15 protein-coding genes are annotated in these 13,975 nt (G+C 72.6%); 6 read left to right on the forward strand and 9 right to left on the reverse strand.

The window, feature by feature from the left end; all coding sequences use genetic code 11:
- Positions 1-254 precede the first annotated feature (254 nt).
- The 3 genes from GFH29_RS13780 to GFH29_RS13790 all read left to right on the forward strand — a co-directional run bounded on the left by GFH29_RS13780 (position 255) and on the right by GFH29_RS13790 (position 3,004).
- On the forward strand, positions 255-1,112 hold the full coding sequence (locus GFH29_RS13780) for a sigma-70 family RNA polymerase sigma factor (protein ID WP_153324401.1): 858 nt from the start codon (positions 255-257) through the stop codon (positions 1,110-1,112).
- A gap of 273 nt (positions 1,113-1,385) precedes the next feature.
- Positions 1,386-2,174 carry a septum formation family protein gene (locus tag GFH29_RS13785; protein ID WP_228387489.1) on the forward strand — a complete coding sequence of 263 codons (789 nt, stop codon included), beginning with the start codon at positions 1,386-1,388 and terminating at the stop codon, positions 2,172-2,174.
- Entirely contained in the window at positions 2,123-3,004 is an 882-nt protein-coding gene (locus GFH29_RS13790; RefSeq protein WP_153324402.1) for a septum formation family protein, read from the forward strand. The genes GFH29_RS13785 and GFH29_RS13790 overlap by 52 nt, the downstream gene beginning before the upstream one ends.
- Positions 3,005-3,035: 31 nt before the next feature.
- Here GFH29_RS13790 and era read toward each other — a convergent pair whose 3' ends face one another.
- From era to GFH29_RS13810, 4 genes are read right to left on the reverse strand one after another with little or no spacing between them, the layout of a single operon-like run.
- A complete protein-coding gene (gene era, locus GFH29_RS13795) occupies positions 3,036-3,959 on the reverse strand; it encodes a GTPase Era (RefSeq protein WP_153324403.1) in 924 nt (307 codons plus the stop codon).
- Entirely contained in the window at positions 3,956-4,795 is an 840-nt protein-coding gene (locus GFH29_RS13800) for a siderophore-interacting protein (RefSeq protein ID WP_153324404.1), read from the reverse strand. The genes era and GFH29_RS13800 overlap by 4 nt, the downstream gene beginning before the upstream one ends.
- Positions 4,796-4,820: 25 nt before the next feature.
- Positions 4,821-6,107, reverse strand: coding sequence for an SAM-dependent methyltransferase (locus tag GFH29_RS13805; protein ID WP_153324405.1), 1,287 nt, complete (start codon positions 6,105-6,107; stop codon positions 4,821-4,823).
- Positions 6,104-7,462: an FAD-binding oxidoreductase gene (locus GFH29_RS13810; RefSeq protein WP_153324406.1), complete on the reverse strand. Its 1,359-nt coding sequence runs from the start codon at positions 7,460-7,462 to the stop codon at positions 6,104-6,106. Before GFH29_RS13810 ends, GFH29_RS13805 begins: the two co-directional genes overlap by 4 nt.
- 128 nt (positions 7,463-7,590) lie before the next feature.
- Here GFH29_RS13810 and GFH29_RS13815 point away from each other — a divergent pair, with 128 nt between their 5' ends.
- The gene (locus tag GFH29_RS13815; RefSeq protein ID WP_194288948.1) at positions 7,591-8,712 is read left to right on the forward strand and encodes a hypothetical protein; all 1,122 of its coding nucleotides are present in this window, start codon (positions 7,591-7,593) and stop codon (positions 8,710-8,712) included.
- A 19-nt stretch (positions 8,713-8,731) separates the two neighbouring features.
- Here GFH29_RS13815 and GFH29_RS13820 read toward each other — a convergent pair whose 3' ends face one another.
- From GFH29_RS13820 to GFH29_RS13835, 4 genes are read right to left on the reverse strand one after another with little or no spacing between them, the layout of a single operon-like run.
- On the reverse strand, positions 8,732-9,094 hold the full coding sequence (locus GFH29_RS13820; RefSeq protein ID WP_153324408.1) for a cytidine deaminase: 363 nt from the start codon (positions 9,092-9,094) through the stop codon (positions 8,732-8,734).
- Positions 9,087-10,481, reverse strand: a complete 1,395-nt coding sequence (locus GFH29_RS13825; RefSeq protein ID WP_153324409.1) for a hemolysin family protein — start codon at positions 10,479-10,481, stop codon at positions 9,087-9,089. The genes GFH29_RS13820 and GFH29_RS13825 overlap by 8 nt, the downstream gene beginning before the upstream one ends.
- A 7-nt stretch (positions 10,482-10,488) precedes the next feature.
- Entirely contained in the window at positions 10,489-10,938 is a 450-nt protein-coding gene (gene ybeY, locus GFH29_RS13830; RefSeq protein WP_153324410.1) for an rRNA maturation RNase YbeY, read from the reverse strand.
- Positions 10,935-12,005: a PhoH family protein gene (locus tag GFH29_RS13835; RefSeq protein WP_153324411.1), complete on the reverse strand. Its 1,071-nt coding sequence runs from the start codon at positions 12,003-12,005 to the stop codon at positions 10,935-10,937. The genes ybeY and GFH29_RS13835 overlap by 4 nt, the downstream gene beginning before the upstream one ends.
- Before the next feature lie 124 nt (positions 12,006-12,129).
- On the opposite strand from GFH29_RS13835, the gene GFH29_RS13840 reads away from it, so the two are divergent.
- On the forward strand, positions 12,130-12,459 hold the full coding sequence (locus GFH29_RS13840) for a hypothetical protein (protein ID WP_153324412.1): 330 nt from the start codon (positions 12,130-12,132) through the stop codon (positions 12,457-12,459).
- Between the two features lie 9 nt (positions 12,460-12,468).
- Here GFH29_RS13840 and GFH29_RS13845 read toward each other — a convergent pair whose 3' ends face one another.
- The gene (locus GFH29_RS13845) at positions 12,469-12,816 is read right to left on the reverse strand and encodes an HIT domain-containing protein (RefSeq protein WP_153324413.1); all 348 of its coding nucleotides are present in this window, start codon (positions 12,814-12,816) and stop codon (positions 12,469-12,471) included.
- A gap of 163 nt (positions 12,817-12,979) precedes the next feature.
- Between GFH29_RS13845 and GFH29_RS13850 the strand changes: the two genes are divergently transcribed.
- On the forward strand, positions 12,980-13,912 hold the full coding sequence (locus GFH29_RS13850; protein ID WP_153324414.1) for a Gmad2 immunoglobulin-like domain-containing protein: 933 nt from the start codon (positions 12,980-12,982) through the stop codon (positions 13,910-13,912).
- Positions 13,913-13,975: the final 63 nt, after the last annotated feature.

Below are 13,975 nucleotides of genomic sequence, written 5' to 3' on the forward strand. Positions count from 1 at the left end.
TCGTACATCGCCTCCGTGATGGAGCCAACAGGTGCCTGGACACGGCGGTACCCGAGGGCCACCGTCGATAACCGGGGCGCTGGCGTCGCGGCCGCCCTGGTCACCCGACCGGGCGGTCGGTGTCCGAGCGGGCACCGACCGTCGCTGGGGGCTTGCGCCCTGTCCGGGCACGGGTAGCGTGGCGAGTGCGAGCACGGGCCGCAACCCGCTGAAGAAGCCGGCGGGGAGCCAGCGCACGACGGATGGAGCGCGCCATGTCACCTGAGCACGTCGAGATCACCGAGCCGGCCACGATCGCGCCCTCCCCGGTCGCGCTCCCCACCCAGGTCCGCGACGGCGACCGGGGCAAGACTCGCCAGCAACGCTCCGAGCTGACCCGCGACCTCCTCGACCGCGCGGCAGCTGCGACCGACCCGACCACGCGCGCGGCGCTGCTCGAGGAGGTCGTCCTGGTCAACCGCGGGGTCGCCGAGGCGGTGGCCGCGCGCTACCGCAATCGCGGGATCGCCCAGGACGACCTGGTCCAGGTCGCCTACGAGGGGCTCACCAAGGCGGTCAAACGCTTCGATCCGGAGCTGCGCAACGATCTGCTGACCTATGCGGTGCCGACGATCCGCGGCGAGGTGCAGCGCTACTTCCGCGACCAGGGCTGGACGGTGCGTCCGCCGCGGCGCATCCAGGAGCTGCAGTGGCGGGTCAACCGCTGCCTGGACAACCTGGGCCACGAGCTGGGCCGCGAGCCGAGCGACGAGGAGGTCATGAGCCGTCTCGACCTCGACGCCACGGAGTACCGCGAGGTCGTGGAAGCGTTCGGGTGCTTCCAGCCCACCTCGCTGGACAACCCGGTCAGCGTCGACGGCGCGACCACGCTGGGTGAGCTCATCGCCGATGAGGACCACGCTCGGCGCGCCAGCGAGGCCCGGGTGGTCCTCGCCCCGGTCGTGCGCCAGCTCTCCGAGCGCGACCGGCGGATCCTGTACCTGCGCTTCTTCGAGGACCGGACCCAAGAACAGATCGGCAACGAGCTGGGGGTGACCCAGATGCAGGTCTCCCGCCTGCTCTCACGGATCCTGCGTCGTCTGCGCGAACAGGTGGAGGACACGACGACGTGAGTCCCCTGGGGACGCTGCCGAGACCGCGGAGATGAGCGGCGTACGTCGCGGAGCTGTCGGCCGACCTGTTCAGCGCCCCCTGAGGGCTGAGCGTCCAGCGGGTGGTCGACCGTGCCGCCGCTGGGGGCAGCCGACGGCGACGACCGCGAGCAGCGGGCGAGCCGCTAGGATCGGGCGCCGACCCCCTCACGGGACAGACCGTGATGAACCGTCGCCGATCCTCCCGGGAGGACCACCTTGCTCCGCCGTGCCCGACACCTGTCCGGTCGCACCGTGACCCTCGCGGCCCTCCTCGCCGTACTGGCGTCCGGGTGCAGCGACGAGGAGGCGCAGGGCAAGGACCCGGACCCCGCTCAGGTGGACGGCGTCGAGATCCCCGCGATCAGCGCCTGCCGGATCCTCACTCCCGAGGACGTCGCCGAACCGAGCAATGCCACCCGCACCGTGGACTGCGCCGAGGGGGTGCACACCGCCCAGACGTTCGCGGCCGGTGCGCTCCCCGAGCGGCTGACCGAGGTCGACCGGGACGACGAGGCGCTCGGCGACTTCGCCTACCACACCTGCTCGACGGCGTTCATGTCCCACCTGGGCGCCGACGAGAGCCTGGTGATGCGCAGCATGCTCAGCTGGGCCTGGTTCCGCCCCTCCCAGGAGGCGTGGGACGAGGGTGCCCGCTGGTTCCGCTGCGACGTCGTCGGCGGCGGTGAGCAGTCGAGCGAGTACCTCACCCTTCCCGAGAAGACCCGCGGCCTGCTCGCCGGCACCCCGGCGGACCGCTGGATGGCCTGCGTCGAGGGTCCCACCGTCGAGGACGCACCACGGGTGCCGTGCTCGCAGCAGCACGACTGGCGCGCGGTGAGCGCGATCAAGGTCGGCGAGCCGGAGGACCCCTACCCGGGTGATCGGGTCGTCGAGGTCACCACCCGCGACTACTGCTCGCGCTGGGTCGCTGCCTGGCTGGAGTACCCGGTCAGCTACGACTACGCCTACACCTGGTTCCACGAGGCGGAGTGGGAGGCCGGCAACCGGAGGTCGGTGTGCTGGGCGCGCACCGAGCGGTGACCCGGCCGGGCACGGCCACGTGCCTCGTCTCGGCGCTGGTCGGGACCCTGCTGCTCGCCGGGTGCTCCGGCGGCTCCGAGGGCCCCGAGAGCTCACCCCCCGCGTCTGCGATCCCCACCGCCGTCCCGACCGCCCAGGCGGTCCCCGCGCCGAAGGTCGGCAGCTGCCACCGGCTCACCTATGCCGAGGCGATCGCCCCCACCGCGCCTGAGGGCTCGGTGCCGTGCGCGCAGCCGCACACCTCCGTCACGTACGCCGCCGGCTCGCTGGACGACGTGGTCCGCGGCCACCTCGTGGCCGTGGACTCCGCTCGCGTGCAGGAGCAGGTGGCCAGCACCTGCCCCCGGGCGCTCCAGGGGTTCCTCGGCGGGACCCCCGCCGACCTGCGGCTGAGCATGTTGCGCCCGATCTGGTTCACCCCCACCGTCGAGCAGTCCGACGAGGGGGCGCGCTGGTACCGCTGCGACGTCATCGCCGTCACGGCGGGTGATCGCCTGACTCCTCTGGGCCGCGACCTGCGCGGCGTCCTGGGCCGCGAGAGCGACCGCGAGCGCTACGCGATGTGCGGGACCGCCGCCCCGGACGCGGCGTCCTTCCGACGCGTGCAGTGCTCCGAGCCGCACGCGTGGCGCGCGATCGCGGTGGTCGACCTCCCCGACGGCGCCTACCCGGGCACCGAGACCGTGCGCGCGGCCGGCCAGGCGCCGTGCGAGGACGCCGGCCGCGAGGCGGCCGCCGACCCGCTGAGCTTCAGCTGGGGCTATGAGTGGCCGACCCGCGAGCAGTGGGCGGCGGGCCAGACCTACGGCCGCTGCTGGGCGCCGGACTGAGAGCTCCCGGCACGCGGCGTACCGGCGCCGCTCAGAAGCCGAGCTTGCGCAGCTGGCGCGGGTCGCGCTGCCAGTCCTTGGCGATCTTGACGTGGAGGTCGAGGTAGACCGGGGTGCCCAGCAGCGCCTCGATCTGGCGCCGGGAGTCGGTCCCGATCTTGCGCAGGCGGGCCCCCTTGTGACCGATGATGATCCCCTTCTGGGAGTCACGCTCGACGTAGACGTTGGCGTGGATGTCGAGCAGCGGACGGTCCTCGGGACGGTCCTCGCGCAGCCGCATCTCCTCGACGACCACGGCGATGGAGTGCGGCAGCTCGTCGCGGACGTCCTCGAGAGCGGCCTCGCGGATCAGCTCCGCGACCAGGATCTCCTCCGGGGCGTCGCTCAGGTCGCCGTCCGGGTAGAGCTGCGGGCCCTCGGGCAGCAGCTGGATGAGCAGGTCCGCCAGCAGGTCGACCTGGTTGCCGGCGCTCGCCGAGACCGGCACGACCTCGGCCCACTCCACCCCGACCTCGCGGCCGAGCGCGGCGATGTCCAGCAGGTGCTGGCCGATCTGCTCGGGGGTGGCCAGGTCGGTCTTGGTCGCGATCGCGACCTTCTTGGTGCGCTTGACCTTCGCCATCTCGTTGACGATGAACCGGTCGCCGGGACCGATCTTCTCGTTGGCGGGGAAGCAGGCCGCGACCACGTCGACCTCGGCCAGGGTGGTCTTCACCAGATCGTTGAGGCGCTCGCCCAGCAGCGTGCGCGGGCGGTGCAGGCCGGGGGTGTCGACCAGCACGAGCTGGGCGTGCGGGCGGTGCACGATGCCGCGCACGACCGTGCGGGTGGTCTGCGGCTTGGAGCTGGTGATCACGACCTTCGCCCCGACCAGGGCGTTGGTGAGCGTGGACTTGCCGGCATTGGGCCGGCCCACGAACGACGCGAATCCACTGCGGTGCGCCTGCTCGGTCATCGGGGGGCCTCCTGCTGGGCGTCCGTCGGGAGGTCCCGGTCGGCCGCGTCCTGCTGGGCGTCGTAGTCGGCCCAGATCTGCTGTTCGTTCTTGCCCGCCGCCCGGCCGGCCCGCCACACGGGCCCGGGGTCGACGGCGCGCGGTTGTCGGCGTGCCACGCCGCGCCAGTAGCCCATCACGTCGTACGCCGTGCTCGGCAGCTGCCGCTCACGCATCAGGTGCTTGCGGATCGCGCGCATCTGCGCGGACTCCCCCGCCATCCAGAAGTAGCCCTCGCCCGCGGGCCAGTCGATGCCCTCGACGACCTCGGCGAGCGCGCTCTGCCCGTCGCCGGGCTGCTCGAGCCAGGTCACCTCGGGGCCGGCGGGCAGATAGTCGGCGAGCTCGGCCGGAGCGCCGGCCGGCACCTCGGCCCAGATCCGGGTCGGGACCTCGACGCTCTCGGCGATGCGGGCCATCGCGGGCATCGCGGTCAGGTCGCCCACGAGCAACAGCCACTCCGCGCCCGCGGGCATCGCGAAGGAGCCCTTGGCCTCGGTGACGGTGACCTGCTCGCCGACCACCTCGCCGGGGCCGGTGCGGCGTGCCCACTCGGTGACCAGGCCGACGTCGTGGACCACGACGTCGAGGACGAGCTGGGCGCCGTCGAAGGAGCGCACGGTGTAGTAGCGGCTCTGGAACTGCCCGGGGATGATCAGGCCCACCCACTCGTCGGGGATGGCGGTGGAGGCGAAGCCGGCGAGACCGGGACCGCCGAGGACGAGCCGCACGAGGTGCTCCGAGAGCTGCTCGCGGGCGACGACCTCCGCGGTGTACTGCTGGGCTCGGGTGCTCACCCCCCGAGGTTACCGGTGCCGACTCTCAGAACGTGTGCCGGAGCGGGTACCCGCTGCCCCCCCGGTCGTCGGTGTGGGTCGCGAGCACGTGGTGCAGCTGGATCTCGTTGCGCTCGAAGGCCAGCCGGCTGCCGGCCATGTAGAGCCCCCAGACCCGGGCGGTCCCGACGCCGACCTCGGCGACGCACTCCTCCCAGTGCTCGACCAGGTTGGCGCACCAGGCCGCGAGGGTGCGCGCGTAGTGGGCCCGGAAGTTCTCGTGGTGCTGCACCTCCAACCCGGCGTCCTCGACCGCGGCGACGATGGTGCCGGAGCCCGCGAGCTCGCCGTCGGGGAAGACGTAGCGGTCGATGAAGGCCCCGGCCGTGGCCCGGCCGGAGTTGTCCTGGCGGGTGATGCAGTGGTTGAGCAGCCGCCCGCCCGGGCGCAGCCGGTCCCTGACCCAGCCGAAGTACGCCGGGTAGTTGCGCACCCCGATGTGCTCGGTGAGCCCGATCGAGGAGATCGCGTCGAAGTCGCGCTCGGTGACCAGCCGGTAGTCCAGGTGCCGCACCTCCGCGAGCCCCTCGAGGCCCTCCTCGCGGATCCGCTCCTGCGCCCACTCGGCCTGGGCTCTCGACAAGGTGACGCCGAGCGCGCGCACACCGTGCTCACGGGCCGCGTGGAGCACCATGCCGCCCCAGCCGCAGCCGAGGTCGAGCAACCGCTGGCCGGGGCGCAGGTCGAGCTTGCGGGCGACGAGGTCGTACTTGTTCTCCTGCGCCTGCTCGAGGGTGGCCGTCTGGTCCGGGTAGACCGCGCAGGTGTAGGTCATCGACGGCCCCAGGACATGGCGGTAGAAGACGTTGGAGACGTCGTAGTGGTGCTGGATCGCCTCCGCGTCGCGGCCCAGCGAGTGGCGCAGGCCCTCCACCGTGCGGCGCCAGCGCGGCAGGTGCTCCTGTGGGGGTGGGGCCGGCGGCACCAGCGGCACCACGCCGAGCCGGCGCAGCAGGTGCACCACCTCCGCCGGTGCGGGGGGACGCAGCTGCAGCCCGGTGCGCAGCCGGGCGAGTGCCGCGTAGGGGTCGCCGGGGTGGACGCCGTGCAGCGCGAGGTCGCCCGCCACGTAGGCGCGCGCCATCCCGAGATCGCCGGGCGCGGTGAGCAGGTAGCGCAGGCCGCGCTCGGTCAGCAGCTCCAGGCGGATGTCCGCGTCGGCCGGGCCCGCGCCGCTGCCGTCGTAGGCCTCGAAGCGCACGGGCAGGTCACCGCGCACGAGCGTGCTGAGCGCGTCCCCGATGGAGATCGTCGGTCGGGAGAGAAGCGTCATCTCTTCTGCACCGCCTTGTCGTAGAGGTCCGTGAGCCGGTGATCGGGGTCGTGGCGGTCCTTGACGGAGGCCAGCTGGGGCCCGGCGTAGAGCCGGTCGAAGGTCTCGCGGTCGTAGTAGGAGTCGGAGTAGAGCGACTTGTGACCGCCGAGCTCGTGGACGCGGGCCTCGATGGCCCGGTTCAGCGGCGCGTCCACGGCGTCGGGACCGACCGGGACCGTGCCCCAGAACCCGACGTTGACGTAGGGCAGGCCGGGCACGAGCGGGTAGGTGGGCCAGGCGCTGTGCGCCACCAGCGGGCACAGCCACACCGGGCGCATCCCGACCTCGCGGTCGAACCAGTCGAGGAACTCCGCGAGCCGGTCGAGCGGCACCTCGACGTCTTGGACCACACGCTCGCGCAGCGGCCGGCCCGCGCGCCGGTCGAGACGGTCGACGACCCCGAAACGGTGGTCCAGACCCACCAACCGGTGGTAGACCTCCGAGCGGCGCCAGCGCCGTGGCCACAGCCGGCGTACGACGGGGTGCTGCACGCCGAAGGCACCCGAGCACCAGAACCAGTCGGTGTCCCAGCGCCACAGGTAGTCGTGGATGGTCAGCAGGTCGGTGCGGCGCTCACGGATGCTGCGGTAGTAGATCTGCGAGCCGGTGTAGTCGCTGGTCTCCCCCGGCTCCGCACGCCAGGTGGCGAGGGTGAGGTAGAGCTCGCTCGGGCTGAAGGCGACGCCGTCGAGGCCGTCGACGCGGATGCCGTCGTGCTCACGCGTGGCGATGATCGACTCGACGCTCTTCGCGAGCGACCCGGCGTCCTCGAAGCGCACGTGGCGCAGGTCGACGAAGGGCCCGACCGGCTCCAGCGCGATCCGCAGCCGGGTGGCATAGCCCAGCGACCCGTAGCTGTTGGGGAAGGTGTCGAAGAGCTCCTCCCCCGGCCGGGTCGTGACCACCACGCCGGAGCCGGTGAAGACGTCCATCTCCAGCACCGACTCGTGCGGCAGGCCGTTGCGGAAGCTCGTGGACTCGATGCCCAGCCCGCTCACGGCGCCACCGAGGGTGATCGTGCGCAGCTGCGGGACCACCAGCGGCGCCAGCCCGTGCGGCAGCGTCGTCTCGACGAGGTGCTCGTAGGTGCACATCCCCTGCACCTCGGCGGTGCGGGTCTGCGGGTCGACCGCGAGCACCCCGGTCAGCCCGGACACGTCGAGCCCCGGCGCCTGGGCGACGGCCCGGGGACGGAAGAGGTTGGACGTCGTCTTGGCCAGGCGCACCGGTTGACCCGCCGGCACGGCGGCGTAGGAGCGCCGCAGGCGCCCGACGGCCTGCTCGTGCTGCTGCCACGCGCTCGCACGCACCATCCACCGCACGGTAGCGGCCCGGGGACGACCCGTCGACACCCTCAGCGACCCAACCGCGCGCGAGCACGGGCCCGTGGGGTCCGCCACCACGGCGCATGAGGGCCCGACGGGTCGGAGACCGGACCCAGATGTTCCGTGCCCCCTCCCTCCCCCCGGCGCCGCAGCTGAGCACCATCTCGCCGTGGCGCAGATGGCTCGCCGAGCGGCCACGCGCCGTGCTCGCGGTCAAGACGGCACTCGCCGCCGCCCTGGCCTGGCTCGCGGTCCGGGAGATCGGCGGGTTCCTCGCCGAGTACCCGTGGTACGCCCCGCTCGGCGCGGTCGTGGCGGTCACCAACACCGTGGCCGACTCCGCGCGGGACGCCGCCCGGGCGGTGTGTGCGGTCCTGCTGGGAGCGGGTCTGGCGTTCGGGGTGCGCCTGCTCGACCTGCCCTCCCCGGTGGGGCTGGCCGTCGTCGTCGGTGTCGGCACCGTGCTGGGCGGGCTGCGGTTCCTGCACGACCTGGGCAGCTGGGTGCCGGTCTCGGGGCTGTTCGTGCTGCTGGTCGGTGGCAGCGACCCGGTGCACTACCCCGCGGCGTACCTCGGTCTCACGGCGTTCGGCGCGCTGGTCGGCGTCGCCGTGAACCTCGCCTTCCCACCCTTGCCGGTCCTGCGCACGAGCAGCGCCGAGAGCCGCCTGCGCGCGCTCCTGGCCGAGCAGCTCGACGCGCTCGCCGACGGGCTGATGAGCGAGCAGGTGCTCAGCACCGAGGAGTGGCGCGCGCGGCACCACGACCTCCTCCCCCGCATCCGCGAGCTCGAGGGCGTGCTGGCCGAGCTCAACGACGCGCGCCGCGCCAACTGGCGCGTGGCCCGCTGGCGCGAGGTGACCGACCGCCAGCACGAGCAGGCCCGCGCGCTGCACCAGCTCTCCCTGCTCGTGGAGGACGTCAGCTCGCTCATCGTGCACCGCGCCCACCTGCTGCGCATCGACGCCGACGACGGCGGCTCGCTGATGGCCCACGCCGGCGAGACGCTGGAGGCGATGGCCGACCTGCTGCGCGCGCTGGAGGGCCCCACGGCCCACGAGGAGGACCTGGTCCGGGCCGACGAGGCGGTGCAGCGCCTGGCCACCGCTATCCGGGAGAACAACGCCGGGTCACGCCAGGACGGCTTCGTGGCCGCCTCGATCGTGACCTCGGTACGCCGGGCGCTCGCCTCGCTGACCCCGGAGGAGCTGGCCGACCGGATCCCGTCCCACTGGTGAGCGAGCGCTCCCGCAGGACTCAGGCGGGCTCGGCAGCCAGCGGCGTGGCGGCGGTCTCCTGCACCTGGCCACGCGCGTCCGCGCGGTGCACGGGCAGGCCCGCGCCGGCGAAGTCGCCGAGCGCCGCGAGGTCGCCCGCCGCGATCTGCGGGGCGTCGCTCAGCACGACCGCGGCCTCCAGGCCGCGCGAGCCGGAGGCGACCGCCATCGCGATGCACACGCCGACGGCCGACACCTTCAGCGAGGGCAGGTCGACGGTGGCGGCGGCGTAGGTGCGCCCGTCGCTGTCACGCACCGCCGCACCCTCGGCCGCGCCGGTGCGCGCACGGGTCGCCCGGGCCAGGGTCAGGAGCTTCTTGTCCTCGGTGGTCAGCTCACTCACGCGTCGCCTCCTGCTTGTCGTGCGGGGTGTGGTCCCTGTGGTCGGGCCGGTTGTCGGACCTGGTGTCGTGCCTGTACTCGCGCCGGCCGTCGTAGGCGGAGTCGCCGTCGCGGGCGGTCTGGTCGACGACGCTGATGCGGACGGTGCCGATCTTGTTGCGCCGCCCCGCCGTGTCCTCGGCCTGGAAGCGCAGCCCGTGCGCCTCGACCTGCGAGCCGGGGATCGGGACGAGCCCGAGGTGCTTGGCCATCAGGCCGCCGACGGAGTCGACGTCCTCCTCCTCGACGTCGAAGCCGACGAGCTCGTCGAGGTCGTCGACCGGGTAGCGCGAGGACACCCGGAACGAGCCGTCCTCGAGGTGCTCGACCTCGACCTCCTCCTCGTCGTACTCGTCGGTGATCTCCCCGACGATCTCCTCGAGGATGTCCTCGATCGTGACCAGGCCGGCGGTACCGCCGTACTCGTCGACCACGATCGCGACGTGCTGGCGGTTGGCCTGCATCTCGGAGAGCAGTGCGTCGACCGGCTTGGACTCCGGCACGAAGTGGGCCGGGCGCATCACCGTCTCGATGCGCTGGGTCAGCTCGACGTCGGGCGCCTCGAAGTCGCGGCGCACGACGTCCTTGAGATAGGCGAAGCCGACCACGTCGTCGAGGTTGTCATCGACGACCGGGACGCGGGAGAACCCGCTGCGCAGGAACAGCGAGAGCGCCTGGCGCAGGTTCTTGTGGCGCTCGAGGTAGACCACGTCGTTGCGCGGCACCATCACCTCGCGCGCGGTGGTGTCGCCGAGCTCGAAGACGGAGTGGATCATCCGGCGCTCGCCGGACTCGATCAGGGCCGAGGCCTCCGCCAGGTCGACGAGCTCGCGCAGCTCGGTCTCCGTGGAGAACGGGCCCTCGCTGAAGCCCTTGCCCGGGGTGAGCGCGTTGCCGATGAGGATCAGCAGCTTGGGCAGCGGGCCGAGCACCCGGGTGACCAGGCTGAGCGGACCGGAGGAGAACAGCGCCACGGTGTCGGGGTGCTGGCGACCCATCGTGCGGGGCGCGACGCCGATCACCACGAACGAGACGACCAGCATGATCGCGATCGCGGTGAGCGTGCTGACCCAGAACGCCGCGTCGAGCGCCTCCTCGACCTGCAGCGCGACCAGCACGGTGGCGGCGATCTCGCACAGCAGGCGCAGGAAGAGCGCGGTGTTGAGTGCGGGGGCCGGGTCGTCGAGCAGCACGCGCAGGCTGCGGGCGCCGGGTCGGCGCTCGTCCTCGAGCTCCTCGGCGCGGGCATGGGAGAACCCGGCGATGGCCGCCTCGGCCGCCGAGAAGAGGCCCGCGAGGACCACGAGTGCCGCTGCTGTCACCAGCAGCCAGATATCGCCGGAGCTCACCGCCGGGTCACCTGGCCCGCCACGCCGCGAGGAGCTCGTCTTGGAGACCGAACATCTCCTTGTGCTCCTCGGGCTCGTAGTGGTCGTAGCCGAGCAGGTGCAAGATCCCGTGGACGGTCAGCAGCTCGATCTCGGCCACGGTGCCGTGCCCGGCCGCCTCGCCCTGCTTGACAGCGATGTCGGGGCACAGCACGAGGTCGCCGAGGACCCCCTCCTCGGGCTCCTCGTCGACCAGGCCGGGGCGCAGCTCGTCCATCGGGAAGGCGAGCACGTCGGTCGGGCCCTCCTTCTCCATCCAGGTCTCGTTGAGCTCGGCGATGGTGGCCTCGTCGACGGCCTTGATGCACAGCTCGGCCAACGGGTGGACGCGCATGCGGTCCATCACGAACCGGCTGAGCTGGGCCAGGTGCTGCACGTCGAGTCCGTGCCCGGACTCGTCGAGGACCTCGATGCTCACGAACGACCCTTCTGATGTGCCTGGTGGGAGGAGTGGGGGGCGGTGACGGGTCCGCGCGCGTCGAACTCGTCGTAGGCCGCGACGATCTTGCCGACCAGGCGGTGGCGGACGACGTCGTGGCTGGTGAGGCGGTTGAAGGAGATGTCCTCGACGCCGTCGAGGATCTCCTGGATCACCCGCAGACCGGACTTGGTGCCCGAGGGCAGGTCGACCTGGGTGACGTCGCCGGTGACCACGATCTTGGAGCCGAAGCCGAGCCGGGTGAGGAACATCTTCATCTGCTCCGGGGAGGTGTTCTGCGCCTCGTCGAGGATGATGAAGGAGTCGTTGAGCGTGCGCCCGCGCATGTAGGCCAGCGGCGCGACCTCGATGGTCCCGGCAGCGAGCAGCTTGGGGATCGTGTCGGGGTCGATCATGTCGTGCAGGGCGTCGTAGAGCGGGCGCAGGTAGGGGTCGATCTTCTCGCTCAGCGTGCCGGGCAGGAAGCCGAGCCGCTCACCCGCCTCGACGGCGGGGCGGGTCAGGATGATCCGGTTCACGGCCTTGCCCTGGAGGGCCTGCACGGCCTTGGCCATCGCCAGGTAGGTCTTGCCGGTGCCGGCGGGGCCGATGCCGAAGGTGACCGTGTGCTTGTCGATGGAGTCGACGTAGCGCTTCTGGTTCAGCGTCTTGGGACGGATCGATCGGCCTCGGTTGGACAAGATGTTGAGGCTCAGCACGTCGGCGGGACGCTCGGTGGTCTCGGCACGCAGCATCGTGATCACCCGCTCGACGGTCTCCGAGGAGACGCCCTGGCCGGTGCGCAGGATCGTCACCAGCTCCTCGAGGAGGCGCTCGGCGAGCGCGATCTCCCCGGGCTCGCCGCGCATCGTGATCCGGTTGCCGCGGACGTGGAACTCGGCGTCGAAGCCACCCTCGATGATGCCGAGGTGCTCATCACCGGGGCCGAGCAGCGTGACCATGTCGATGCTGTTGGGCACGACCACCGTGTGACGCGTCGTCGGCCGGCTCGGCTCGTCGCCGGCGGACGTGGGGCTCGTGCGAGAGCTGTGCGGGGAGTCAGTCATGGATGCCCGGCGGGGCTGCCTTTCTTCACGGTGCTGGAGCGCCCTCCATGCTACGGGAGCGCCCCGACATCTTCGACCGGGTTGTCGCGCCCCCTGCCGCCGGTCCCCGGCGTACCGTGGTGGCATGACGGGGCGCGAGGACTGGCCCGAGGAGCCGGACCGCCCCGAGGGGCCCCCGGACCGCGACCTGCGCCCCGAGGACGGCGAGGACCTCGCCTACCTCGACGAGCACGACGACGACACCCCGCCGGCCTGGTTCCCCGGGCAGCACCTGCCCGAGGACGCCCGCCGCATGGGCCTGGACCACCGGGTGCCCGACGGCGCGCTGTTGGACTTCGCCGGGCGCCTCGACTCCACCAAGCGCCTGCACCGCGTCACCGCCTGGGTGATGCTCGCCGTGTTCGGCACCCCGGTGCTGCTCCACGTGCTGCGGCTGCTGCGCGAGCTGACCTGACGGGTCCGATCAGCCGGGCGGCCAGGTGAGCGGGCGACCCCCGAGCACGTGCAGGTGGGTGTGGAAGACCGTCTGCCCGGCCCCGGCTCCGGTGTTGAACACCAGGCGGTAGTCGTCGGGGTGGCCCGCGTCGGCGGCCACCTGCGCGGCGGCGCTCACCAGCGCGGCGACCAGCGCCGGGTCAGCGGCCGCGAGCGCGGCGGCGTCCGCGTGGTGCGCACGGGGCACGACCAGCACGTGGGTCGGGGCCTGCGGGTGGATGTCACGGAAGGCGAGCGTGTGCTCGGTCTCGTGGACGATGTCGGCGGGGACGTCACCGGCAACGATCTTGCAGAAGAGGCAGTCCGGGGTGCTCACCCCTCGATCCTGCCGCCTCCCACCGAGCGGCTGTCAACCGGTGCCGCCAACCCCAGGGCCCCGACGCGCGTCCCATCCGCACAGCGCCCGGGCTCGGGCGCGGCGACACGCGGCAGGTCCGGGGAGGCTCCGCCCCACCGGAGCGACCAGGGAGGATGAGACCATGAACGCGATCCGCTGGACCCGCACTCTCTCCTTCACCGCCACGGCCGCCGTGACGCTCGCCGTGCTCGCCGGCTGCGGCGAGGACGAGCCCACCGCGACCGACCCGGTGTCGGTCGAGAGCTCCAGCGGCGGCACGCCGTCACCGTCGCCCAGCGCGTCCACCGACCCCTCGGCGAGCCCGACGACGACCCCGACGGAGAGCACCGGCAAGCAGGCCACCGTCCCGGCGTACTTCGTCGGCGAGACCCCCCAGGGCGCACGGCTCTACCGCGAGTTCCGCCAGGTGAGCGCCGACGACGCGCTCGCGGCCGCGGCCCGGCTGGTGACCACCGGTGACGCACTCGACCCCGACTACCGCACGCTGTTCCCGGCCGGGGAGTTCGCGAGCGTCGAGTACGCCGACGGCCGGTTCGTGGCCACGCTCGCCGACGAGAGCTGGCGCGACGCGCCGTCCGGGATGTCGAAGCAGGACGCGGAGCTCGCCGTGCAGCAGCTGGTGCACACCCTGCAGGGCGTGCAGCAGGAACGCGCCCCCCTCGAGGTGGTCCTCGACGGCTCCCCCACCACCCTGCTCGGCGTCGACACCGCCGGCGGGGTCACCAACGCCGACCAGCTCAGCACCCTCGCACTGGTCAACGTCACCTCGCCGACGGAGGGCGCCCGCACCGGCGGCACCATCACCGCCAGCGGCGTGGCCTCCTCCTTCGAGGCGACGGTCCCGTGGGAGGTACGCCGCGGCGACGAGGTCGTGCTCGACGGGTTCGCGACCGCGGAGGGCTGGATGGACCGGCTCTACCCGTGGGAGGTCGAGGTCGACCTGTCGGGCCTGGAGCCGGGTGAGTACACCTTCGTCGCGCGCACCGACGACCCGTCCGGCGGCGCCGAGGGCAACGGGCCCACCGAGGACACCAAGACCATCAACGTGGGCTAGGTCCTATAACAGCCGAGCCGCAGGAGGGCACGGCGCCACGCCGTTCGCGCCGCGTGATAGATG

This window comes from Nocardioides sp. dk884, from assembly GCF_009557055.1.
Taxonomy (GTDB): domain Bacteria; phylum Actinomycetota; class Actinomycetes; order Propionibacteriales; family Nocardioidaceae; genus Nocardioides.